Origin of the sequence: Novosphingobium sp. (assembly GCF_030699305.1) — a bacterium.
Classification (GTDB): Bacteria; Pseudomonadota; Alphaproteobacteria; order Sphingomonadales; family Sphingomonadaceae; genus Novosphingobium.
Genome location: NZ_JAUYNB010000004.1, coordinates 49,543 through 73,307 on the forward strand (window position 1 = coordinate 49,543; position 23,765 = coordinate 73,307).

Here is a 23,765-nt window from a genome sequence, read left to right on the forward strand (position 1 = left end):
GGGCGAAGAAAGAACGGTGCTTCGACAAGCTCAGCACGGACGGGGTGGGGTTGATGAGTGGGTTGCGTCCGCACGGCAAAAATCAGCCGCGCGGTTTCCAGGTCACGACCCGCCAGACATAGGCAATCAGCGTCGCCGCCAGCATTCCGCCGATGACCCATTCGGCGATCGTTTTCGACGTATCCAGAAATTCCGCCGCCATCTGCCCGCCCAGAATCAGCGCGCTGTTCCAGACCGCTGCCCCGGCAAAGGTGAACGCGAGGAACTTGACGCGGGGCATGTGGATCAGCCCGGCGGGGAGCGAGATGATCGTGCGCAGCAGCGGCGAGAAGCGCAGCGCGAAGACGATCCAGTGGCCGTGCCGCCGAAACAGCGCCGTGCCGCGTTCCACATCCTCCCAATCCACGGTCAGCACCCGGCCCCAGCGTTCGATCAGCGGTTTCAGGCGGCGGTAGCCCAGCCGTTCACCGGCCATGAACCACACATAGTTGCCCAGTGTCGATCCGATCGTGCCGACCAGCAGCAGCGGCCAGAACGACATCGTCCCGCGCGCCACCGCAACCCCGCCCAGCCCCATGATCACTTCGGACGGAATCGGCGGAAACACGTTTTCGATGATCATCAGCAGGAAGATACCCCAGTATCCGCCCCGCTCGATCAGTTCGAGGATCCAATCGGTCATGCCGCCTGGATCAGCCCCGAACCATCGCCGCATGACGCACTTCGATCGCGTCCCAGATCATGCCGGGGGTGTCGGTGCCGTTGAACTTGTCGATCGCCATGATCCCGGTGGGCGAGGTCACGTTGATTTCGGTCAACCATTTGCCGCCGATCACGTCGATGCCCACGAACACCAGCCCGCGCGCTTTCAGTTCCGGGCCGAGCACGGCGCAGATTTCCTCTTCGCGGGCATTCAGCGTGGTGGCCTCGGCATAGCCCCCGGCGGCGAGGTTGGAGCGGAACTCCCCCTCCCCCGGACGGCGATTGATAGCGCCAGCGATCACGCCATCGATCAGCACGATCCGCTTGTCGCCTTTGCTGATGTCGGGAAGAAACGGCTGGAACATATGCGGTTCAACCCAGGCGGCGTCGAACAGTTCGATCAGCGCGCCCAGATTGCTGCCGTCGGCAGGGATGCGGACCACCGCCTTGCCGCCGTTGCCGTGCAGCGGTTTCATCACCAGATCGCCCTGAAAACCGTTTTGAATCTGGCGGGCGTGAAACTCGCGCACATCCTCGATCCGGCGGGCAATCAGGGTCGGCGGCATGAACCGCGCATAATCCAGCACGAACACCTTTTCCGGTGCATTGCGGACGCTTTCGGGATCGTTGACCACCAGCGTCTGGCCCTTGAGCCGCTCCAGCAGGAAGGTGGCGGTGATATAGCTGAGGTCAAACGGCGGATCCTGCCGCATCAGCACGACGTCCACGTCCTTGACCAGATCGAGCTTGCGGTATTCGCCCCTGGTGAAATGGGCACCGACGACCCGCTGCACCGTCACCGGCGCGGCCCACGCGGTCAGCCGCCCTTCGTCCAGCGCCAGCGACTTCACATCATAGTAAAAGCAGGTGTGCCCGCGCTTTTGCGCGCTTTCGATCAGCGCAAAGCTGGAATCGCCCGCGATGTTGATGGTTTCGATCGGGTCCATCTGGACGGCAACGCGGAGTGACATGGTCTGGCCTTTGCGCTGTGTGTCTCGACTTCGCTCGACACGAACGGGTTTGGGATGGCTCCCTTGCGGGAGATTGCAAACCCCTAGCCGTTCGTGTCGAGCGAAGTCGAGACACGCTAGAGCATCAGGGCATTCGCCATGTGGCGCGGGAAGCGGCCCGGCGCAAGCAGCAGGACGTCGATCCGCTGCACATCGCCCGGTCGGGCATACTTGTGGGCCACCGCCTCCGCCGCGCCCGCAACCCGGCGCAGGCGATAGGCGTCGATGGCGAAATCGAGGTCTGCCGTGCGTTCGCGCCACTTCACCTCGACAAAGGCGACCGTCCGGCCCCGGCGCACGATCAGGTCGATCTCGCCGCGCGCGGTTTTCACCCGCCGCGCCAGCACCCGCCAGCCCTTCAGCCGCAGATACCACGCCGCCAGCCACTCACCGCGCCGCCCCTGCGCTTCGCGAACGGCGCGCGGCTTCACTTCAGTTCCAGCGCCCGCGCATAGAGCGTCTTGCGGTCCAGCCCGGTCAGCCGCGCGACTTCGGCCGCTGCCTGCGAGGCTTTGGAATGGACCAGCGCCGCGCGCAGCAGCGCGTCCGGATCAAGCCCGGCGGCGGGGCCGTCACCCGGCGGGGCGACCAGCAACACGATCTCGCCCTTGGGCGGTTGCGCGGTGTAGTGGGCGATCAGATCGGCGGGCGTCCCGGTCCGGCATTCCTCGAACTTCTTGGTCAGTTCGCGCGCCACGCTCACTTCGCGGCCCGGCAGGACTTCGGCAATCGCGGCCAGCGCATCGGTCAGGCGCGGTGCGGTTTCATAGAATACCAGCGTAGCCCGCACCGCGCCCAGTTCGGTCAGCACATCGGCCCGCGCCTTGGCCTTGTTCGGCAGGAACCCGGCGAACAGGAACCGGTCGCTCGGCAGTCCCGCCAGCGTCAGCGCGACGATGACCGCGCTGGGGCCGGGAATGCTGGTGACCGCGATTCCCGCCTCACGCGCGGCGCGGACCAGCCGGTAGCCGGGATCGGAAATCAGCGGCGTTCCCGCATCGCTGACCAATGCCACCGGATGCTGCGCGGCCAGTCCCAGGATATGATCGCGGGTTTCTGTGCTGGCGTGATCGTCATAGCGGATCAGCCGCTGCTTCAGCCCGATGTGCTGCATCAGCTTGCCCGCGACGCGGGTATCTTCACAGGCCACCGCAGCCACGCCACGCAGTGTCGTTACGGCACGATGGGAAATGTCACCAAGATTGCCAATCGGCGTCGCGACAATGTAGAGCCCGGGGGCAAGCGGCGTGTCCATGACGGCTTATTGGACGCGACTTAGGGGAGCGACAAGAGATGTTCGAAGGCAGGATCGATCGGCGCAGGATCGTCATGCTCGGCACGGTGGTGCTGTTGGCAGGGTGCAAGGTCATTCCAAAGGGGGTGCCGGATGTGCCCCCGCCCCCGGTTCCGGTTCCAACCGATGCCCTGCCCACAGATCAGGCGCGCCACCGCATTGCATTGCTGGTGCCGATGAGCGGGCCGAATGCGGCGGTGGGCCAATCCCTTGCCAATGCCACCACGATGGCGCTGCTGGATACCAACGCCCAGTCGATCCGGATCACCACTTATGACACCTTCGGCGGTCCCGCCGCTGCGGCGGCGAGGGCGGTGAAGGATGGCAACAAGCTGATCCTTGGCCCGGTGCAGGCCGAAGACGTCGCCCCGATCGCCACCATTGCCCGCGCCGCCAAAGTGCCGCTGATCAGCTATACCAGCGATTCGGCGGTGGCCGCGCGCGATGTGTTCGTGATGGGCACCATGCCCGGCAACGCGATTGACCGGACGGTGCGCTACGCCCGGACCAGGGGTGCGGCGCGGTTTGCGCTGCTCGCCCCCGCCGGCGATTACGGCGCGCGCGCCAGCGCCGCCTATGCCGAAACGATTCGGGCGCAGGGCGGCACCCTGATCCAGACCGAAGGGTATGACCGGTCCAACACCTCGGTCGTCAGCGCCGCGCGGCGGCTGAAGGCAAAGGGCGGGTTCGATGCCGTGCTGATCGCCGATGGCGCGCGCTTTGCCGCGCTGGCCGCACCGCAACTGAAAGCACCGGGGGCCGCCAGCCCGCGTATTCTGGGGACCGAGTTGTGGAGCGGGGAAGCCGTGATCGGCACGACCCCGGCTTTGCGCGGGGCGTGGTTTGCAGCGATTTCCGATGGCCGGTTCAAGCAGTTTTCCGACAGCTATCGCAGCCGGTTCGATGCTGCCCCCTATCGCATTGCCACCTTTGGCTATGACAGCGTGCTGCTGGCGGTGCGCGTGGCGCGTGACTGGAAGCCGGGCACCACGTTTCCTCTCGCCCGGCTGTCCGACCGGGGCGGGTTCCTGGGGCTGGACGGGCCGTTCCGGTTTGCGCCCAGCGGCGTGATCGAACGCGCGCTTGAAGTGCGAGAGGCGCGCGCAGGCACCATCGCCATCGTCAGCCCCGCGCCGGACAAGTTCGCGGACTGACGATAACTCCCCGATAAACCCCCGATAACCCCCGCGCCGTGCTTGCGCGGGGGATTCGCCGCGTTCTATAGGCGTTCTCATGGCAGATGACCTGTTCGAGAAGCTGCCCCTGGCGGGCGGTGAAAGCTATGATGGTTCCGCAATCGAAGTGCTGGAAGGGCTTGAGCCTGTCCGGCGCCGCCCCGGCATGTATATCGGCGGGACGGATGAACGTGCGTTCCACCACCTTGCCGCCGAAGTGCTCGACAACGCGATGGACGAAGCGGTCGCGGGCCACGCCAACCGGATCGAGGTTTCGCTGGAGGAAGGCAACCGCCTGACCATCGTCGATAACGGGCGCGGCATCCCGGTCGATGAGCACCCCAAATATCCCGGCAAGTCGGCGCTGGAAGTGATCCTGACCACGCTCCATTCGGGCGGCAAGTTTTCGGGCAAGGCCTATGCCACCTCGGGCGGGCTGCACGGCGTGGGGGTCAGCGTGGTCAACGCGCTGTCCACGCTCACCCGGATCGAAGTGGCGCGGAACAAGGAGCTCTACGCGCAGGAATTCTCGCGCGGGGCGCCTTTGGGGCCGCTCCAGCATCTGGGCGGCACGCCCAACCGGCGCGGCACTTCGGTGACGTTCATTCCCGACCCGGAGATTTTCGGCGCGGAGGCAAAGTTCAAACCCGCGCGGCTGTTCAAGCTGGTCCGGTCCAAGGCCTATCTGTTTGCAGGCGTTGAAATCCGCTGGAAATGCGCCGCCAGCCTGACGGCCGAGGACGTTCCGGCCGAAGCCGTGTTCCAGTTCCCCGGCGGTCTGGCCGATCACCTCAAGGAACAGGTCGGCAGCCGCGAATGCGTGACCACCCAGTTCTTTGCGGGGTCGCAGGACTTCCCCGCCAACGACGCGGGCGAGGAAATGGGCCGGGTCGAATGGGCGATCGCCTGGCCGCTGTGGTCCGAAGGGGCCTACAGCTTTTACTGCAACACCATCCCCACCCCCGATGGCGGCACCCACGAACAGGGCCTGCGCGCCGCGCTGACCAAGGGCATCCGCGCCTTTGCCGATCTGGTCGGCCAGAAAAAGGCCAAGGACATCGCGCCGGAGGACATCGTCACCGGCAGCGAAATCATGGCGTCGGTGTTCATCCGCGATCCCCAGTTCCAGAGCCAGACCAAGGACCGCCTGACTTCGCCCGAAGCCGCGCGGATGGTCGAAAACGCGGTGCGCGATCACTTCGATCATTTCCTGTCCGACAACATGGAACGCGGCAAGGCGCTGCTGGGCCATGTGCTGGAGCGGATGGATGACCGCCTGCGCCGCAAGGCGGAGCGCGAGGTCAAGCGCAAGACCGCGACCAACGCCCGCAAGCTGCGCCTGCCCGGCAAGCTGACCGATTGTTCGGGCGAAGGCGAAGGCGAAACCGAGCTGTTCATCGTCGAAGGCGATTCGGCCGGTGGCAGCGCGAAGCAGGCCCGCAACCGCAAGACGCAGGCAATCCTGCCGATCCGCGGCAAGATCCTCAACGTCGCCAGCGCCACGGCGGACAAGATCCGCGCCAACGCCGAAATCGCCGATCTCGGCCTCGCGCTCGGCTGCGGGACGCGCAAGGACTGCAATCCTGACAACCTGCGTTATGACCGCATCATCATCATGACTGACGCCGACGTCGACGGCGCGCATATCGCCACGCTGCTGATGACGTTCTTCTTCCAGGAAATGACCGAGATCGTCCGGCGCGGCCACCTCTACCTCGCCCAGCCGCCGCTCTACCGACTGACGGCCGGCAAGGAGAGCGCCTATGCCCGCGACGACGCCCACCGCGCCGAACTTGAAGCAACGCTGTTCAAGGGCAGGAAGGTGGAAGTCGGCCGGTTCAAGGGTCTGGGCGAAATGAACCCCCAGCAGCTGCGCGAAACCACGATGAACCCGGCCTCACGCGGCCTGATCCGCATCACCCTGCCCCCCGAATACGAAGGCCGCGCGGCGGTCAAGGATCTGGTCGACCGCCTGATGGGCCGCGACCCCGCGCAGCGTTTCATGTTCATCCAGAACCGCGCCGGGGAACTGGACCCCGAGATGATCGACGCGTGATCGCGCAAATCCCGCTTGCCACGCCCCGCACAGGCACTTATCCCGCTTAACCGAGCGATTAAACAACAGGGCGGGAGTTCCCATGCGTTTTGAAGGCACCAGCGAATATGTTGCAACTGACGATCTGAAGGTTGCGGTCAACGCCGCCGTGCTGCTGCGGCGGCCACTGCTGGTGAAGGGCGAACCGGGCACCGGCAAGACCGTGCTGGCGCACCAGATTTCCAAGGCGTTGAACGCCCCGCTGATCGAATGGAACGTCAAGTCGACGACCAAGGCGCAGCAGGGGCTGTATGAATACGACGCGGTCGCACGGCTGCGCGATGGTCAGCTGGGCGACGAGCGGGTCCACGACATTTCGAACTACATCAAGAAGGGCAAGCTGTGGGAAGCGTTCACCGCGCCGCAGCTGCCGGTGCTGCTGATCGACGAAATTGACAAGGCCGACATCGAGTTTCCGAACGACCTGCTCCAGGAACTCGACCGGATGAGCTTCGACGTCTACGAAACGCGCGAGCGGATCGAGGCGAAGGAACGCCCGATCGTGGTCATCACTTCGAACAACGAAAAGGAACTGCCCGACGCGTTCCTGCGCCGCTGCTTCTTCCACTACATCAAGTTCCCAGACCGCGAGACGATGCAGGCGATCATCGACGTCCACTTCCCCGGCATCCAGAAGACGCTGGTGTCGAAGGCAATGGATATCTTTTACGAAGTGCGCGACGTGCCGGGCCTGAAGAAAAAGCCCAGCACCAGCGAGCTGCTCGACTGGCTGAAGCTGCTGCTGAACGAGGACATGCCGCTCGACGTCCTCCAGCACAAGGATCCGACCAAGGCGATCCCGCCGCTCCACGGCGCGCTGCTCAAGAACGAGCAGGATGTGATGCTGTTCGAACGCCTCGCCTTCATGGCCCGGCGCCAGAACTGATCGCGAAGTCCCCCTCCTCTTCAGAGGAGGGGATCAAGGGGTGGTGGCGATGCCGCAGGCAGCGCTCGCGCAGCGATAATGTGGTCGGGCCAGCACCACCCCCAACCCCCTCCTCTGAAGAGGAGGGGGCGAAGATAAGGGATCAGTCTTGCGGCTTCAGGCTTTCCATCGGCACTTCGGCGACCATCCGCTTCGCCGCCGGGCGCGCTGCGATCTGTTCGATCCAGCGCAGCAGGTGCGGCGTGTCAGCCGCATTGACCAGATCGGGGAAGCCGAACTGCATTCCGCCCGCGATGGCATAGTTGCAGATATCGGCGAGGGTATACATCCCGCCCGCCAGCCACTCGTTATCGGCCAGATGATCGTTCAGACGGCGGACGGACACGCCGATCTTGCGCATTTCCTCGTCCAGCAGATCCTGCGGGAAGCCGTCACGTGCGCGGCGCCATTTGACCTGCTGTTCGGGGATGGGAATGGCCTTCACGCGTTCTTCGAACTCTTCCGCCGAAATTGCCTTGGCCATCTGGCTGACCATCCGCGACCATCCGATGGTGGACACGCACCAGCAGAAGTATTCATCGACCCACTTCGTCCAGACCCGCATCTGCGCGCGGTCATAGGAGTTGTCGGGACGCAGGCGAACGGCGGTGGGATATTCGTCCTCCAGGTATTCGCAGATCACGGTGGATTCGGTGATGACGTGCGTGCCATCGACCAGCGCGGGGACTTGCCCGTTGGGGTTGATCGCCTTGAACCAGTCGCTGTGGTGCTCGAACGCGGCAGGGTTCAGCCGGTGCCCTTCAAACGGCAGGCCCTTTTCATAAAGCGTGAGCAGCGGTTTGAGCGAGTTGGCTCCGGGGCCGAAGCTGTAGAGTTTGAGCATTTCGGGGGACATCCTCTGTTATCGTGCGCAGGCTATCAATTGTATGTAATGCATACAAGTGGCGTTTACCTGATCGGTCGGACGCGGCTTCCCTTCAGTCCGGACGCATGGTTTATGCTGTTCTGTCCCTCGTCCATCCTCATCGCGGCGGTCCATTCCGATCACGAATCGGCCCCGCAGGAAAAGGTCCGCCAAGATGTTCTTTAATTTCATCGACGAGCTGCGCGCTGCCGGGATCAAGGCCAGCTTCAAGGAGCATCTGGTCCTGCTCGAAGCGCTCGACAAGGACGTGATCGATCAGACGCCGGAGGCGTTCTATTACCTCTCCCGCGCGACCTTCGTGAAGGATGAAAGCCTGCTCGACCGGTTCGATCAGGTGTTCAACAAGGTCTTCAAGGGCATCCTGACCAACTATGGCCAGAACCCGGTCGATATCCCTGAAGACTGGCTGAAAGCCGTCGCCGAAAAGTTCCTGACGCCCGAGGAGATGGAAGCGATCAAGTCGCTCGGCTCGTGGGAAGAGATCATGGAGACGCTGAAGAAGCGGCTTGAGGAACAGCAGAAGCGCCACGAAGGCGGCAACAAATGGGTCGGCACCGGCGGCACGTCGCCTTATGGCAACGATGGCTACAACCCCGAAGGCGTGCGGATCGGCGGCGAAAGCAAGCACAAGCGCGCGCTGAAAGTTTGGGAAAAGCGTGAGTTCCAGAACCTCGACAACACGCGCGAACTGGGCACCCGCAACATCAAGATCGCGCTGCGCCGCCTGCGCCGGTTCGCCCGCGAAGGATCGCCCGACGAACTCGATCTGGAAGGCACGATCGAAGGCACCGCCCGGCAGGGCTGGCTCGATATCCGGATGCGGCCCGAACGCCACAACGCGGTGAAACTGCTGCTGTTCCTGGATGTCGGCGGATCGATGGACCCGTTCATCAAACTGGTCGAGGAACTGTTCAGCGCGGCCACGACCGAGTTCAAGAACCTGGAGTTCTTCTACTTCCACAACTGCCTCTACGAAGGGGTGTGGAAGGACAACAAGCGCCGCTGGTCGGACCGCACCAACACCTGGGATATCCTCCACAAGTACGGCCATGACTACAAGGTCGTGTTCGTCGGCGATGCGGCGATGAGCCCGTACGAGATTACCCATCCGGGCGGCTCGGTGGAGCACTTCAACGAGGAATCGGGCACTGTCTGGGTCCAGCGCGTCGCCAACGTTTATCCCGCCACGGTGTGGATCAACCCGGTGCCGGAAAAGCAGTGGACCTATTCGCAGTCGACCAAGATGATCAAGGAACTGGTGGGCGGATCGATGTATCCGCTCACGCTGGAAGGTCTCGATCACGCGATGCGTGAACTGACCCGCAAGAAGCATTGATCGCCCGCGCGGCCTGAGCCTGAACGCGCAGGAGCTGCTCCTGCCGCCCGTTCAGGCCGCGCGGCGCGGACCGCCGGTTACGTGTGACGGTCCAGCTCTGCGTGCAGCCGCGGGCGCAGCATCCAGAACAGGATCGCGGGGATGAAGCCCAGGCACGCCGCGCCGTAGAGCACATATCGCACCGATTCGTCACCGGCGACCGGCTTGAGGAAATCGGACAGCATCCCGAAGAACAGCGGCCCCAGCCCCAGCCCGATCAGGTTCTGGCAGAACAGCAGCACCGCGCTCGCCATGGCGCGGTGACGCAGCGCCACCAGCCCCTGCGTCGATGAAAACACCGGCCCGTAATAGAGCGAATTGAGCACGCTGGGGATCATCAGCAGCACCAGCGCAAACCGCCAGTCGGTGACGAAATAGGCCGAAATCGCCAGCGGCACGGCCAGCGCCATGCCAATGGCGGGCGCCGTGACGACGTGGCGGCGATCAATCTTGCCGTACTTGTCCGCCAGCCAGCCGCCCAGAAACGTGCCGAGCATCCCCGCCAGTCCGCCCCACAGGCCAAACCAGAAGCCGACTTCGCCGGGGGTCAGCCCGTGGGTGCGCTGAAAGAAGATCGTGGTCCAGGTGGTCTTGCCATAGGACAGGAATGAACAGGCCGACGCCGCCGCCAGCAGGATCAGGAAGGTGCGCGAGCCCAGCAGCGATTTGAGTGTGGTGCCCATGCTTTCCGGCGGATGGACCGGCTTGCCGATGGCGGCCACAGCCGCGGCGGCGGCGCGGCCCTTGTCCTTGACCAGCCAGACCACGAACAGCGCCAGCACCACGCCCGGCGCGCCGACCAGCATGAACGCCTTGCGCCAGCCCAGCACGTCGGCCAGATAGCCGCCGATTACCATGCCCAGCAGCGACCCCAGCGGAATGCCCAGCGCATAGAACGCCATCGCACTGGCGCGGCGTTCGGCCGGAACCCGGTCCGCGATCAGGGAATGCGCGGCAGGCGTGCAGCCTGCTTCACCCACGCCCACCCCGATCCGGGCGAGCAGCAATTGCGTGAAGTTCTGAGCCAGCCCGCACAGCGCGGTCATCGCGGACCAGATCGCCAGTGCGATCGCGATCAGGCGGCCCCGGTCAGTCGAGGGCTTGTCGGCATAGCGGGCAATCGGCAGGCCCAGCACGGTATAGAACAGTGCGAACGCAAGGCCCGTCATCAACCCGATCTGGGTATCTGACAGGTTCAGGTCCTTGCGGATCGGTTCGGCCAGGATGTTGACGATCTGCCGGTCGAGGAAATTGAACACATAGACGATCAGCAGCGTCCAGAGCATTGCGCGGGTGGCACGACTATCGGTGGTATTCGCGGCGCTCGCTGGCATGCATCCTCCTCGCCCGGCGGATTTGTCCCGCTCAGTTACACGGCGCTGACTTTCACGGCCCGGCGTGCGGCGTCAAGCGCGCAATCGGATGGACGAACGATCTGGATCGACGGTGGGCGACAATCAATACAGCAGCAGCGGCGCGATCCCGGCCCGCCAGGCGGCTTCGTCCAGCGCAGTCAGCGCTTCAAGGTCAGCCGGGGTGGCGGCGGGATTGTCGACCCATTCGCGTAAGGCCAGGCCGCCGTTGATGACGTCGATCGCTAGCCGCTCAAACTCGTACTCATAGGGAAAATCGCGCCAGATCGGGTAATCGGGATAGAGCGCGCGGATCGCCTTGAACGCCAGCGCCTGAAGCCGCCATGGCCGGAACGCGTGGTGATCGTAAAACCCGCCCTCGGCATGGATCATCAACCCGTGACACAGGCTTTTGGCGTGCTTGTGAAAGGTCGGCTCGAAGAAGCATTCGCGGATCGCGCAGCCCGCCAGCCATTCGGGCGCGAGGCGGCGCATTTGCGCCAGCACGGCCTTGGCGTCGATATCCGGTGCGCCAAACAGCACTTCCAGCGGGCGGGTCGTGCCGCGCGCTTCGGACAGGGTGGTCCCTTCCAGCATGACCGTCCCGGCATAAGCGCGGGCCATGTTGAGGTTGGCGGCGTTGGGACTGGGGTTGATCCAGATCCGGTCCTGCGGCCAGCCGAAGCCCGGCCCTTCCGGTTCCCACCCTTCCATCGCAATTACGCGGTAATCGACGTTCAGGTCGAAGTGGCGGATGAACCAGTGGCCCATCTCGCCCAGCGTCAGCCCGTGGCGCATCGGCATCGGTCCGGCGCCAACGAAGCTCTCCTGCCCTTCCCGCAAGGTCAGCCCTTCCACCGGGCGCCCTGCGGGATTGGGCCGGTCGAGCACCCACACCGCCTTGCCTTGTGCAGCGGCGGCTTCGAGCACGTAAAGCAGCGTGGTGACGAAGGTGTAGATCCGGCAGCCGAGGTCCTGCAGGTCGAACAGGAAGACGTCGGCGGTGGACATCATCTGCCCGGTCGGGCGGCGGACTTCGCCGTAAAGGCTGAACACCGGGATGTTGTAGAGCGGGTCCAGCTCGTCCGGCGTTTCCACCATGTTGTCCTGCTTGTCGCCCTTCAGCCCATGCTGCGGCCCGAACGCCGAGGTGACGTTCACCCCCGCCGCGATCAGCGCATCGAGCGAGTGGGTCAGGTCCGCCGTTACCGAGGCCGGATGCGCGATCAGGGCAACGCGTTTTCCGTCCAGCGGGGCGCGCAAGGTGGGGTCCGCCAGCAGGCGATCGATACCGAATTTCATGGCGCTTCCGGTGCCGCAAGTGTGCCCGCGAAGCAAGCCGGATGGTGGAAATCGGCCTTCCCGTCAGGGTGCTGCATCGCCCAATACGATTTGTGCCCGCCCGCCTCCTCGATCACCGCCGTCAGCGCGACGTCCCACGGCGGCGGCGTCAGCGCGGCCAAGGGAATCGCCGCATCAAAGATCGCGCTGTTGCGCCCGCGCCGCAGCGTGCAATCGGGATCGCGCGGCATGGGGCGCGCCGCCATGCCCGCGCGGTAACCGGTAAAGTCATACGCAGCCCAGCGTTCCGAGGGGGACAGGTTGAACTCGGCATAGCCTTCGCTGCCCGGCGGACGCACGAACAGCTCGAAACAAGTGGTCTGCCACAGTCCGTCCGCCCGCCCCTTGCCGGCAAACGGCGGGACGACGAGATCGGCGGTGCCCTCCAGCGACCAGCGCAGTTGCAGCCAGTGGGGTTCGCTGCACTTGATCCGCGCCCTGATCGCTGTGACCTGCGCAGGTGGGTGATCGGGGTGAGGCTGCAAAGTGAAAGGCAGTCCTTCGACAAGCTCAGGACGGGCGGTGTTAGTTTGAACCATTGCTTCCCCACTCCCCGTCCGTGCTGAGCTTGTCGAAGCACCGCCTTGTTTCCTGGCCAGCGCCGATATCCGCGCCCAATCCCCACGGATCAAGGCCAGTTTCTTGGCCCGTGACCAGCCCTTCAGTTTCCGCTCGGCTTCCTTGGCTTCGTCGCGGGTGCGGAACTCGTCGGACCACACCATTTCCACCGGCAGATGGTCAGCCGTAAATCCCGCAATCAGGCCAGAGCGGTGATCGCCGATCCGCCGGTCCAGATCGTCGGTATGGCCCACATAAAGGTAACCGCCCCGGCAATGCAGCATATAGGTCCAGAACGGCATACCGCACGGCTAAGACAGAACGCCGGCCGCGACAAGCGCGGGACGGATGACTTTGTTTGCCGCGCAATTGGTGCTAGGCGCGCGGCGCCATGACCTACAACTCAACCCTGCTCCGCCTGCTTGCTGAACGCGGCTACATTCATCAGCTGACCGATGCCGCAGGGCTGGATGCCCTCGCGGCGAAGCAGGTCGTGCCGGGGTATATCGGGTTCGACGCGACCGCGCCATCGCTGCACATCGGCAGTCTGGTCCAGATCATGATGCTGCGCCGCCTGCAACAGACCGGGCACAAGCCGGTGGTGGTGATGGGCGGCGGGACCACGCGGATCGGCGATCCGACGGGGCGCGACGAAAGCCGCAAGATGCTGACCGACGAAGCGATCGAGGCCAACATCGCCTCGATCCGCACGATCTTTGCCAAGCTGCTGAAGTTCGGCGACGGGCCGACCGACGCCGTCATGGTCAACAACCACGACTGGCTGGGCAAGCTGGGCTATATCGAACTGCTGCAGGAAGTCGGCACGCACTTCACCGTCAACCGGATGCTGACGTTCGATTCGGTCAAGCTGCGGCTGGAACGCGAACAGCCGATGACCTTCCTCGAATTCAACTACATGATCCTGCAAGGGTATGATTTCCGCCATCTGTCCAGGACGATGGGCGTGCGGCTGCAAATGGGCGGATCGGACCAGTGGGGCAATATCGTCAACGGCATGGAACTGGGTCGCCGGATGGACGGCGCCGACCTGTTCGGGCTGACCACGCCGCTGCTGACCACGGCTGACGGCGGCAAGATGGGCAAGACGGCGGCGGGCGCGGTCTGGCTCAACGAGGAGCAGCTCCCCGCCTATGACTTCTGGCAATACTGGCGCAACGTCGATGACCGCGATGTGGGCAAGTTTCTGCGCCTGTTCACCGATCTGCCGCTGGATGAAATCGCTCGGCTGGAAAGCCTGCAGGGCAGCGAGATCAACGCGGCCAAGATCGTGCTGGCCAACGAAGTCACCAGCCTGTGCCGCAGCCCCGAAGCGGCCGTGGCTGCGGAATCGACCGCCTCCTCGACATTCGCAGGCGGCGGCGTGGGCCAGGAACTGCCGGTGCTGGCGCTGCCGGCCGAGGGCATCGGCCTGATCGACGCGCTGGTCGGGATCGGCTTTGCCGCGAGCCGGGGCGAGGCCAAGCGCCTGATCGCGGGCGGCGGCGCGCGGGTGGACGGCGAGGCGGTCAGCGATGAGGCGCTGCACATTCCCGGCGGCGCGGAAGTGCGGATCTCGTCCGGCAAGAAAAAGCACGGCGTGCTGCGGCCCTGAACGGCCAGCCCCGCGCCTGACGTAACTTTGGTAAACGGAACGTTCCCCATCGCTTTACGCTTTGTTGTGCTTTCCCCGGCAAAAGGGCGCTTGCTGTAAACCACGCAAGGAGGCCCTGCGGGCATGGGAGCCGGAGCTCAACTGACCGTCACCGATATGCGCCGCGCCACGCGGCATCCCGTCGATCACAAGGTGATCGGCGAGCATCGGCGGCTGGGCGATGTGCATATTCACATCATCAACATTTCCGCGCATGGCTTCATGGTCGATGGCCCGCAGGAACTGACCCGCGGCGAACGGCTGGTGATTCGCCTGCCGGAAGTCGGGCGGATCGAAGCCCACCTGATCTGGGCAACCGAAGACCGCGCGGGCTTTCAGTTTGAACGGATCATCCGGCTTGATGATTTCATCCGGATCATCGACACGCTGCAACCCAACCCGCGCCTGCGGCGCAAACGCTGATCGGCCGCCGCGCGCCGCTGCACAGCACAACTTTACACAGCCCAAGTTTCTGACCGCTTGGCAAGCCGCAGGCGCGCTGCCATGCCCGCCGGGTGAGTGAAACCATCCATCCCCTGCGCATCCGCGATTACCGCCTGATCTGGTTGACCCGGTTCCTGTCGGTCAACGCCACGATCGCCGTGGTCGTGATCATCGGCGCGCAAGTCTATCAATATGCCCGCACGGTTGAGGGCATGGCCCCCAAGGAAGCGGCATTCCTGCTTGGCCTGCTGGGCCTGGCGCAGTTCATTCCGTTCCTCCTGCTGACCCCGGTGGCCGGATTGCTGGCCGACCGGATGGACCGGCGCTTCGTCGCCGCCGCCTCGACCGCGATCGATTTGTCCATCGCGCTGACGCTGGCACTGGCCAATACCTATGGTTTCCTCAGCCTGCCGCTGATGTTCGCGCTGGCGGCGGCGCATGGCGGCGCGCGGGTGTTCATCGGGCCGTCGGTCAGCGCAATCGTGCCCAACGTCGTCCCCGCCGCAGCGCTGCCGCGCGCGATCGCGTTCAGTTCGATCGCCTGGCAAAGCGCAGCGGTGATCGGTCCGGCCACCGCCGGGTTCCTGCTCGCGAGCGATCCGGCGCTGCCCTATTGGTATGCCAGCGTGCTGCTGGTGATCGCCATTGGCACCGTGCTGGCGATCCGGCCAATCGCGATCCCGCCGAAGTCCGATCAGCATCCGATCCGGCAAATGGCCGAAGGCGCGCAGTTTGTCTGGCGCGAACGGTTCCTGCTGGGCTGCGTCACGCTCGACCTGTTCGCCGTGCTGCTGGGCGGGGCGACCGCGATGCTGCCCGCATTCGCCTATGATGTCCTGCATGTCGGCGATGAAGGACTGGGGCTGCTGCGCGGCGCGTCGGGGCTTGGCGCGGCGCTGGTTGCGCTGTGGCTCAGCTTTGCGCCGCTGCGCCGCAATGTCGGGGCCAAGATGCTGTGGGGTGTCGCGGTCTATGGCTTCGGAACACTGGTGTTCGGCTTGTCGACCAGCTTTCCGCTATCGCTGGCGATGCTGGCGCTGCTCGGTGCGGCCGATCAGGTGTCGGTGTTCATCCGCAGCACGCTGGTCCAGCTCAACACGCCCGATGACAAGCGCGGCCGCGTTTCCTCGATTTCCGGTCTGGCAATCTCCGCCTCGAACGAATTGGGCGAGATGCGGGCCGGGATGGCCGCCGCGCTGCTCGGCCCGATCTGGGCGGTTGCGCTGGGCGGCGCGGGGGCTATCGTGGTCACCGCGATCTGGACCGTTGTTTTTCCCGAGTTGCGCAGGGCCAAGACCTTTGCGCCCCAATACCGCCACAAGGAGCAGGATCCGTGAAAGCTGACAGCATTCTCGCCACCATCGGCAACACCCCCCATGTCCGCCTGTCGCGGATGTTTCCGGACCATGAAGTCTGGGTAAAGGTTGAACGCGCCAACCCCGGCGGGTCGATCAAGGACCGCATTGGTCTGGCCATGATCGAAGCCGCCGAAGCCGACGGCAGCCTGAAGCCGGGCGGCACGATCATCGAGCCGACCAGCGGCAACACCGGGATCGGCCTGGCCATGGCGGCAGCGGTCAAGGGCTACAAGCTGGTGCTCGTCATGCCCGAATCGATGTCGATCGAGCGCCGCCGCCTGATGCTGGCTTACGGCGCGACGTTTGACCTGACCCCGCGCGAAAAGGGCATGAAGGGCGCGCTCGAACGCGCCCACCATCTGGTGCATGATACCCCCGGCGCATGGATGCCGCAGCAGTTCGAAAACCCCGCGAACATTGCCATTCACGTAAAAACCACCGCGCAGGAAATCCTCACCGACTTCCGCGATACGCCGATTGACGCGCTGATCACCGGCGTCGGCACCGGCGGCCACCTGACCGGCTGCGCCGAGGAACTGAAGCGCCACTGGCCGCAGATGAAGGCGTTCGCGGTGGAACCGGCGCTGTCGCCGGTGATTTCGGGCGGTCAGCCCTCTCCCCACCCGATTCAGGGCATCGGCGCGGGCTTCATTCCGGGCAACCTGCACACCCAGTCGATTGACGGGGCGATTGCGGTCGATGCCGCCGACGCCAAGGAAATGGCCCGCCGCTGCGCGCGCGAGGAAGGGATGCTGGTCGGCATCAGTTCCGGCGCAACCCTGGCCGCCATCGCGCAAAAGCTGCCCGAGTTGCCCGCTGGCAGCCGGGTGATGGGCTTCAACTATGACACCGGCGAACGCTATCTGTCGGTGCCGGACTTCCTGCCGGAGTGAAGTTGGTTGTGGGGGGAGCCCGCAAAATGCCGCCCCCCCCCCTTTCTTCGTCACCCCAATCCGTCACCCTGACCACCCAGTTCGTCACCCTGAACTTGTTTCAGGGTCCATCTCTCCTCCTGCACGGACAGTGCGGGCCGAGAAATGGATGCTGAAACAAGTTCAGCATGACGGTTTAGACTTTACGGTGCCGAAGGGGATAAGCGCCAAACAAGTTCAGGGTGACGGTTTTCAAATGGGGCAGCGGCTTTGACAAACAACCTCGAACCCATCCCCTACACAGACCGCGAAACCGCGCTGACCGGCTGGCTCGCCCGCCCATCCGGCATCCCGCGCGCGGCAGTGCTGGTGTTCCCGACCATCGCCAACGTCACCCCGGCCATCCAGCGCCGCGCGGCGCTGCTGGCCGATGCCGGGTATCTCGCCATGATAGCCGATTTCTACGGCGCGCCGGTCCCCAGCTTCGATGCCGCCCGCCCACTGGCCGAGGCGTTGCGCGGCGATGTCGATCATTACCGCACCCGGCTGGCCGCCGCGCTCACCGCCCTGCGCGGGCAGGACGCGGCGCAGGGTCTGCCGCTCACCGCCATCGGGTTCTGCATGGGTGGGCAGGCCGTGCTGGAACTGGCCCGCGCGGGCGCGGATCTGGCGCTGGTCGCCAGCTTCCACGGGTTGCTCGATACCCAGCGCCCCGCCGCCGCCCCGATCATCCCGCGCATTCTGGTCTGCCACGGCGATGCCGACCCGATGGCCCCGCGCGAAGCGGTCATGACGTTCTGGCAGGAAATGGATGCCGTCGCCGCGAACTGGCACTTCCACAGCTACAGCGGCGTGAAGCACGGCTTCACCGACCCCGGCAGCGACGCGCGCGGGTTGCCCGCCATCGCCTATGACCCCAGCGCCGACCGCCAAAGCTGGGCCGCGCTGATGGGCCTGCTGGCCGAGGTTACGGGCTGAGCGTGGCGGTAGATCGCGTCGCGGTGATCGCCTTCGCCAAGGCGGTACTGACCGGAGCCTTCGCCGCTGCGGTGCCGTTTCTGTTGCTGACCGTGCCGTTGGGGCTGATGCTGCTGTTTGATTTCGGCGATCCGATGGGCGGTCTCAACGGACTGCTGATCGCGGCCGCTCCGCTGATCGTCACCCTGCCCATCGTGCTGGGCGCGAGTATTCTGATCGGCTTGCCACTGACCTACCTGCTCCGCCGGTCTGGACGAGAGCAGGGGCACCACTACGTAGCCGCAGGTGCTTTTTTCGGCGGTGCCTTGCCGTCCGCGCTGAGCCTCATGGCGGGGGAAGCGGCATCCGTTGCCTCGCTTTACCTAGCCCTGCCCGGCGCACTAGGCGGCGCGCTGACCGGCTGGTCATGGGGCCGCCACCGCGATACCCTGATCGCCGCGCGCAATAGCGAGGATGCGGACCTCGATCCGACACTCTGAACCAAATCCGTCCGTGCTGAGGTTGTCGAAGCACTGCCTGCTCTGGTTTGGCGATGCGGTTCCGATTCAAACAAAAGCGATCCTTCGACAAACTCAGGATGGGCGGGTTTTGGGATGATTGGTTCACAAATCCCAAGCGCCGCGCGCGAACTCGAACCGTAATATCCCCCTCCCCAGCGGGGAGGGGTTAGGGGTGGGAGTGCGCCGTACGAACCCCCATCCCAACCCTTCCCCAGCGGGGAAGGGCTATTTCGGGAGCGCTCCGAGGCCTCGATTTTCCTACATCCCCGCCGCCTGCTATGTTCGCATCGGCTCTTTCAAACCGTGAAACCCCCAAACAGCAACGGGGCGTGCAAACAAGCACGCCCCGCGCATGACTTTCATCAACTAACTACCCCGAATCGGGCGAATCAGGCCGTGGCGAAGGCCTCCACCGGCAGCGCCATGACGCTGTCCGACCCGGTCTCGATCTTGCGGCGCAGCGCCCCGGCATCAGGCGTGAACCGCTCGCCGTAATAGCGCGCCGTGGTCAGCTTGGCCTCATAGAACGCCTTGTCCTCGGTCCCGGCGGCAAGCGCGGCGCTGGCGACCGTGCCCATCTTGAGCCACATGAAGCCCAGCGCGACGATGCCCATCAGGTGCATGTAATGATGCGCCCCCGCCCCGACGTTGTTGGGGTTGGCCATGCCATTGGCCATGAACCACATCGTCGCGGCCTTCAGTTCGGCGTTGGCCTTTTCGACCCCGGCGGCAAGGCTGGCCAGCGCCGGATCGGCCTTGGCCGCCGCGCAGGCCGCATCGACGTCGGCAAAGAACGCCTGCACCGCACGCCCGCCGTTCAGCGCCAGCTTGCGGCCGACCAGATCCATCGCCTGCACGCCGTTCGCGCCTTCATAGATCTGGGCGATCCGGGCATCGCGGACGAACTGGCTCATGCCCCATTCCTCGATGTAGCCGTGCCCGCCGAACACCTGCTGCATGTTGACGCAGGTGTCGAAGCCCTTGTCGGTGCCGTAACCCTTCAGCACCGGGGTGAGCAGGCTGATCATGTCATCGGCCAGCGCGCGGTCTTCCGGCGTTTCGGCCTTGTGGCTCAGGTCCACCAGCAGCCCGCCCCACAGGTAAAACGCCCGCATCGCCTCGGTAAACGCCTTGGCGTCCATCAGCATCCGGCGCACGTCCGGGTGGACGAACAGCATGTCAGCCTTTTCCTGCGGCTCGGCCGGGCCGGTCAGCGCGCGGCCCTGACGGCGCTCCTGCGCATACTTGACTGCGTTCTGATAGGCGACTTCGGCCTGCGCCAGCCCCTGAATGCCAACGCCCAGCCGGGCAGCGTTCATCATGATGAACATCGCGGCCAGACCCTTGTTTTCCTCACCCACGATGAAGCCGGTCGCACCGTCATAGTTCATCAGGCAAGTCGCGTTGCCGTGGATGCCCATCTTGTGTTCCAGGCTGCCGCACGACACCGCGTTGCGCGCGCCCAGCGAGCCATCGTCGTTCACCATGATCTTCGGCACGATGAACAGCGAAATGCCCTTGCTGCTTTCCGGCGCACCCGGCGTCTTGGCCAGCACGAGGTGGATGATGTTGTCGGTCAGGTCATGTTCGCCCGCCGAAATGAAGATCTTGGTGCCGGTAATCGCATAGCTGCCATCGGCATTGGGCACCGCGCGGGTGCGGATCAGGCCCAGGTCCGTGCCACAATGCGGCTCGGTCAGGTTCATGGTCCCCAGCCATTCGTTGGCCACCATCTTGGGCAGATACTTCTGCTGCAGTTCCGGCGATGCCTTGGCCAGGATTGCCGACACCGCCCCGCTGGTCAGCCCCGGATACATCCCGAAGGCATGGTTGGCCGTGGCGACGAATTCCTCGACCACAAAGCCCAGCACATGCGGCAGACCCTGTCCGCCCCACTCCTCCGGCGAGGAGAGCGTGCCCCAGCCCGATTCGCGGTATTTGTCGAACGCGCCCTTGAACCCGTCCGGCGTGGTCACCGAACCGTCCGGATTGCGCACACAGCCCTGCTGGTCGCCCGGCAGGTTCAGCGGGGCGAGCACTTCGGAAGCGAACTTGCCGCATTCCTCGACGATGGTATCGACCATGTCCGGCCCGGCATTCGCGAACGTCGGCAGATCGGCGTATTGTTCCAGCTTCAGGACTTCGTTGAGGATGAAGCGCGTGTCGCGGGCGGGAGCCTTGTAGACGGGCATGGCGGTGTATCCTTGATGCTGGAGAGAGGTCAGCCGCGCTTGGCGGTCACCCCAAGGTTTTCGATCAGTTCAATGAAGTCGGACAACTCGGCAATCGCCGCGTCGATATCCGCCCGCTGGTCCTGCAGGCGTTCAACCCGGTCGCGGCAGCGCTGGATCGTGACGCGGCGCTGTTCGGCGCGGCCGTCGCCCAGATCGTAGAGGTCGATCATCTCCTTGATCTCGGTCAGGCTGAAACCGACGTTCTTGGCCCGCATGATCCACGCCAGCCGCGCCCGGTCCCGCTTGGAATAGACCCGCGACAGGCCAAGCCGCGCCGGGGCGATCAGGCCCTCGTCCTCATAGAATCGCAGTGCGCGCGCGGTCACGTCAAACTCCGCCGTCAGGTCGGAGATCGAGAACTGCTCGCGCTGCAAGGCGTCGGGACGATCAATATGCGCGCCATCATGGGCGGCAGGGTATGCGCCAGGTTGTTCCATGGCGCATGAAATAGCTTCCCCTTACGTAAGCGTCAATCTTTGACGGTTACGAGAACGTCACCTTCCAACTGCCGGTAGAAGCAGGTCGGCGCGCCGGTGTGGCAGGCCGGCCCTTCCGGACGAACCAGCAGCACCAGCGCATCCTGATCGCAATCGACCAGAATGTCCTCAACCCGGAGGAAATGGCCGGATGTCTCCCCCTTGCACCACAGCGCGCCGCGCGACCGGGAATGGAAATGCGCCAGCCGCGTCTCACGGGTTTTCGCCAGTGCTTCGGCATCCATGAACGCCACCATCAACACGTCGCGGGTGTCAGCATCACAAGCGACTGCGGTCAGCAATCCGTTTGCATCGAATTTCGGCAGGAATGCGCTGCCCTGCTCGCGCTCAATTGTATCGGAACTCGCCATAATGGTCCTTTGTTGCACGATAACCACATGTGTCGACCAAAATCTGCGCACAACACGCAACCGGCTTTCATTTAGCTGCGGATTCGGCGACCTAGTCCTTGCGGTTTTTATCCGCCCGCCAGATCCGGCGGCGCACGAGCGCTGATGGCTAAGGTTCAGGGTTTGACTATCGCCCACAACGTTGGGCGACCGCATGAGGGATCGGGCCAGGCAGCCTAAAGGGGGACTGCCGAACTGCGCAAGCAGAGCTCAAAAGTTTCGTCACGAGAGCGCCCGGAGCATTGCTTCGGGCGCTTTTCGTTGCCCCCTCAGGTCAGGTCCAGCGCCTCATCCAGCACGCGGGCGAAACAGGCGATCACGACGGCCTCGGCACCCGCTCGCTTAAGCGCGCTGACGCAGACATCGGTTGTTGCGCCGCTGGTCAGCACATCGTCGACCAACACGATCCGTGCCCCCTTGATCCGCGCAGCGCGGCGCGGGTTCAGCGTGATGGCCCCGGACAGCGTCCGGGCACGGGCCTTGCGCCCCAGCCCGCCGAGCGGCGGCGTCTGCTTGCGGCGGATCAGGCCATCGACCAGCAGTTCCGCTGCGCGGGTTTGCGCCAGTTCGCGCGCCAGCAATCCAGCCTGATTGAACCCGCGTCGCCACAGCCGCCAGCGATGGAGCGGGACCGGGATCACCAGCCAACCCGGGCCGACCGCCGCTGGCAAGCGCCCCGCGATGAACCGCGCCAGCATCGGTGCCAACGCGATGCGGTTCCCATGCTTGAACGACAGCACCAGCTTGCGCGAGGCCGGGTTATACAGCGTTCCTGCCGCGATCCCGTCATGCCGGGGGGGATCGGCCAGACACGGCGCACAGATTGAGCCATCCACAATCCCGGCGGCAAACGGCCGCTGGCACTTGGCGCAAGCGGGTTCGCCGGGAATCGCCAGTTCGCCCCAACAGCCGGAGCACAGTCCCGATTGCTCCGCCAGTCCGCCACCGCACAGTGGGCAGCGCGGCGGAAAGATCAGATCGACAACCGGGGCCAGAAGCGGAGGAACGCGCATTGCGGCACCTTGTATCGCTTGCGCGCCTGCTTGCTGCAAGGCAGGAGCCGCAGATGAGTTCGGCTTCTCCACCAGTTCCACCGCAAGTCTTTGCGCCTGCCCGCCGAATCGCTGCGCGGCACCGGGCCGCGGCGCTGCAAGCTCGCCCCGATGCGGCGCGCTACCTGCTGGATGACATGGTGGAAGATGTGCTGGAGCGGCTGGCGTTCTTGCGGGTCGAGCCGCAACGGGCGCTGGTGATCGGCGATCGCACCGGCGCGCTGGCGCGGGCGCTGCGCCAGCAGGGCGCAGCCGTGACCGAAGCCGAACCGGCGGATGGCTTTGCCGAGGAACGGCCCCTGCCTGATAGCGGCTTCGATCTGATCGCCAGCCTTGGCGCGCTGGATACCGTCAATGATCTGCCCGGCGCGCTGATCCATATCCGGACTGCGCTTTCCCCCGGCGGGCTGGCCATTGCCAGCCTGATGGGGGCAGGCTGCCTGCCGCAGCTGCGCGCCGCGATGCTCGCCGCCGATGGCGACCGCCCTGCCCCGCGGCTGCACCCGATGGTCGATGTCCGCGCGGGCGGGCAACTGCTCCAGCGCGCTGGCTGGGCCGATCCAGTGGTGGACAGCCGCTCGCTCGACGTCCGGTTCCGTTCACTGGACAGTCTTGTGGCCGATTTACGGGCACAGGGGCTCAGCAATGTCCTCGCCCGGTCCGGCCCGCCGCTCTCGCGCAGTGCGCTCGCCGCCGCGCGCGCCGCTTTCGGGACGCGCACGGTGGAGCGGTTCGAGATCCTGACGCTATCCGGCTGGCGGCGTTAACGCAGCGCCGCCTGCGCCGCCGCCAGCCGTGCAATCGGCACGCGGAATGGCGACGCGCTGACATAATCCAGCCCGACCTGCTCGCAGAAGGCGATGGATGCCGGGTCGCCGCCATGTTCGCCGCAGATCCCCAGTTTGATGTCCGGCCGGGTCTTGCGCCCGCGTTTCACCGCCAGTTCGACCAGCTGGCCAACCCCTTCGATGTCCAGGCTGACGAACGGATCGCGCGGATAGATGCCCTGCTCGACATAGGGGCTGAGGAACTTGGCCGCATCGTCGCGGCTGACCCCCAGCGTCGTCTGCGTGAGGT

General features: G+C 65.0%; 24 protein-coding genes. 11 read left to right on the forward strand and 13 right to left on the reverse strand.

Translation table 11 applies throughout. The features are described from left to right. Nucleotides 1-82: 82 nt before the first annotated feature. The 4 genes from Q8Q53_RS00620 to rsmI all read right to left on the reverse strand — a co-directional run bounded on the left by Q8Q53_RS00620 (nt 83) and on the right by rsmI (nt 2,967). Nucleotides 83-682, reverse strand: a complete 600-nt coding sequence (locus Q8Q53_RS00620; RefSeq protein WP_305699804.1) for a DedA family protein — start codon at nt 680-682, stop codon at nt 83-85. A gap of 10 nt (nt 683-692) precedes the next feature. Then, entirely contained in the window at nt 693-1,673 is a 981-nt protein-coding gene (gshB, locus tag Q8Q53_RS00625; RefSeq protein WP_305699805.1) for a glutathione synthase, read from the reverse strand. Between the two features lie 116 nt (nt 1,674-1,789). Beyond that, on the reverse strand, nt 1,790-2,143 hold the full coding sequence (locus Q8Q53_RS00630) for a YraN family protein (RefSeq protein WP_305699806.1): 354 nt from the start codon (nt 2,141-2,143) through the stop codon (nt 1,790-1,792). Then, nucleotides 2,140-2,967 carry a 16S rRNA (cytidine(1402)-2'-O)-methyltransferase gene (gene rsmI / locus Q8Q53_RS00635; RefSeq protein ID WP_305699807.1) on the reverse strand — a complete coding sequence of 276 codons (828 nt, stop codon included), beginning with the start codon at nt 2,965-2,967 and terminating at the stop codon, nt 2,140-2,142. Before rsmI ends, Q8Q53_RS00630 begins: the two co-directional genes overlap by 4 nt. A 38-nt stretch (nt 2,968-3,005) precedes the next feature. On the opposite strand from rsmI, the gene Q8Q53_RS00640 reads away from it, so the two are divergent. The 3 genes from Q8Q53_RS00640 (at nt 3,006) to Q8Q53_RS00650 (ending at nt 7,162) form a co-directional block, all read left to right on the forward strand. Beyond that, entirely contained in the window at nt 3,006-4,160 is a 1,155-nt protein-coding gene (locus Q8Q53_RS00640; RefSeq protein ID WP_305699808.1) for a penicillin-binding protein activator, read from the forward strand. A 79-nt stretch (nt 4,161-4,239) separates the two neighbouring features. Next, entirely contained in the window at nt 4,240-6,237 is a 1,998-nt protein-coding gene (parE, locus tag Q8Q53_RS00645; RefSeq protein ID WP_305699809.1) for a DNA topoisomerase IV subunit B, read from the forward strand. Nucleotides 6,238-6,319: 82 nt separating this feature from the next. After that, entirely contained in the window at nt 6,320-7,162 is an 843-nt protein-coding gene (locus Q8Q53_RS00650; protein WP_305699810.1) for a MoxR family ATPase, read from the forward strand. Between the two features lie 142 nt (nt 7,163-7,304). Here the strand turns inward: Q8Q53_RS00650 and Q8Q53_RS00655 are convergent, their stop codons facing one another. Continuing rightward, complete coding sequence (locus Q8Q53_RS00655) at nt 7,305-8,045, reverse strand: glutathione S-transferase family protein (protein WP_305699811.1); 741 nt, start codon at nt 8,043-8,045, stop codon at nt 7,305-7,307. Nucleotides 8,046-8,241: 196 nt separating this feature from the next. Between Q8Q53_RS00655 and Q8Q53_RS00660 the strand changes: the two genes are divergently transcribed. Beyond that, nucleotides 8,242-9,423 carry a VWA domain-containing protein gene (locus Q8Q53_RS00660; protein ID WP_305699812.1) on the forward strand — a complete coding sequence of 394 codons (1,182 nt, stop codon included), beginning with the start codon at nt 8,242-8,244 and terminating at the stop codon, nt 9,421-9,423. 77 nt (nt 9,424-9,500) lie between these two features. On the opposite strand, the gene Q8Q53_RS00665 is transcribed toward Q8Q53_RS00660, so the two are convergent. The 3 genes from Q8Q53_RS00665 to Q8Q53_RS16245 form a co-directional block, all read right to left on the reverse strand. Then, nucleotides 9,501-10,796: an MFS transporter gene (locus Q8Q53_RS00665; protein ID WP_305699813.1), complete on the reverse strand. Its 1,296-nt coding sequence runs from the start codon at nt 10,794-10,796 to the stop codon at nt 9,501-9,503. A gap of 123 nt (nt 10,797-10,919) precedes the next feature. Next, the gene (locus Q8Q53_RS00670; RefSeq protein ID WP_305699814.1) at nt 10,920-12,116 is read right to left on the reverse strand and encodes a DUF1343 domain-containing protein; all 1,197 of its coding nucleotides are present in this window, start codon (nt 12,114-12,116) and stop codon (nt 10,920-10,922) included. After that, nucleotides 12,113-13,015, reverse strand: coding sequence for a GIY-YIG nuclease family protein (locus tag Q8Q53_RS16245; RefSeq protein ID WP_371136477.1), 903 nt, complete (start codon nt 13,013-13,015; stop codon nt 12,113-12,115). Before Q8Q53_RS16245 ends, Q8Q53_RS00670 begins: the two co-directional genes overlap by 4 nt. 89 nt (nt 13,016-13,104) lie before the next feature. Between Q8Q53_RS16245 and tyrS the strand changes: the two genes are divergently transcribed. The 6 genes from tyrS (at nt 13,105) to Q8Q53_RS00710 (ending at nt 18,495) form a co-directional block, all read left to right on the forward strand. Beyond that, nucleotides 13,105-14,325, forward strand: a complete 1,221-nt coding sequence (gene tyrS, locus Q8Q53_RS00685; protein ID WP_305699815.1) for a tyrosine--tRNA ligase — start codon at nt 13,105-13,107, stop codon at nt 14,323-14,325. Between the two features lie 123 nt (nt 14,326-14,448). Next, nucleotides 14,449-14,787, forward strand: coding sequence for a PilZ domain-containing protein (locus Q8Q53_RS00690; protein ID WP_305699816.1), 339 nt, complete (start codon nt 14,449-14,451; stop codon nt 14,785-14,787). A 92-nt stretch (nt 14,788-14,879) separates the two neighbouring features. After that, nucleotides 14,880-16,145: an MFS transporter gene (locus Q8Q53_RS00695; protein WP_305699817.1), complete on the forward strand. Its 1,266-nt coding sequence runs from the start codon at nt 14,880-14,882 to the stop codon at nt 16,143-16,145. Continuing rightward, the gene (gene cysK / locus Q8Q53_RS00700) at nt 16,142-17,059 is read left to right on the forward strand and encodes a cysteine synthase A (protein ID WP_305699818.1); all 918 of its coding nucleotides are present in this window, start codon (nt 16,142-16,144) and stop codon (nt 17,057-17,059) included. The genes Q8Q53_RS00695 and cysK overlap by 4 nt, the downstream gene beginning before the upstream one ends. A gap of 249 nt (nt 17,060-17,308) precedes the next feature. Continuing rightward, nucleotides 17,309-18,016: a dienelactone hydrolase family protein gene (locus Q8Q53_RS00705; RefSeq protein ID WP_305699819.1), complete on the forward strand. Its 708-nt coding sequence runs from the start codon at nt 17,309-17,311 to the stop codon at nt 18,014-18,016. Nucleotides 18,017-18,018: 2 nt separating this feature from the next. Then, nucleotides 18,019-18,495 (forward strand): hypothetical protein, encoded by a 477-nt coding sequence (locus tag Q8Q53_RS00710; protein ID WP_305699820.1) that lies wholly within the window; start codon nt 18,019-18,021, stop codon nt 18,493-18,495. A 410-nt stretch (nt 18,496-18,905) separates the two neighbouring features. Here Q8Q53_RS00710 and Q8Q53_RS00715 read toward each other — a convergent pair whose 3' ends face one another. From Q8Q53_RS00715 to Q8Q53_RS00730, 4 genes are all read right to left on the reverse strand, one after another. Next, entirely contained in the window at nt 18,906-20,708 is a 1,803-nt protein-coding gene (locus Q8Q53_RS00715; RefSeq protein WP_305699821.1) for an acyl-CoA dehydrogenase C-terminal domain-containing protein, read from the reverse strand. A 29-nt stretch (nt 20,709-20,737) separates the two neighbouring features. After that, nucleotides 20,738-21,187: a MerR family DNA-binding transcriptional regulator gene (locus Q8Q53_RS00720; protein ID WP_305699822.1), complete on the reverse strand. Its 450-nt coding sequence runs from the start codon at nt 21,185-21,187 to the stop codon at nt 20,738-20,740. Between the two features lie 32 nt (nt 21,188-21,219). Beyond that, entirely contained in the window at nt 21,220-21,597 is a 378-nt protein-coding gene (gene hisI, locus Q8Q53_RS00725; protein WP_305699823.1) for a phosphoribosyl-AMP cyclohydrolase, read from the reverse strand. Between the two features lie 308 nt (nt 21,598-21,905). Next, nucleotides 21,906-22,649 (reverse strand): ComF family protein, encoded by a 744-nt coding sequence (locus Q8Q53_RS00730; RefSeq protein WP_305699824.1) that lies wholly within the window; start codon nt 22,647-22,649, stop codon nt 21,906-21,908. Between the two features lie 53 nt (nt 22,650-22,702). Between Q8Q53_RS00730 and Q8Q53_RS00735 the strand changes: the two genes are divergently transcribed. Next, entirely contained in the window at nt 22,703-23,455 is a 753-nt protein-coding gene (locus Q8Q53_RS00735) for a methyltransferase domain-containing protein (RefSeq protein WP_305699825.1), read from the forward strand. On the opposite strand, the gene Q8Q53_RS00740 is transcribed toward Q8Q53_RS00735, so the two are convergent. Then, nucleotides 23,452-23,765, reverse strand: a 314-nt coding sequence (locus Q8Q53_RS00740; protein WP_305699826.1) for a putative PEP-binding protein, incomplete at its 5' end; no start/stop codon positions are given. The two genes, Q8Q53_RS00735 and Q8Q53_RS00740, sit on opposite strands and share 4 nt — an antisense overlap.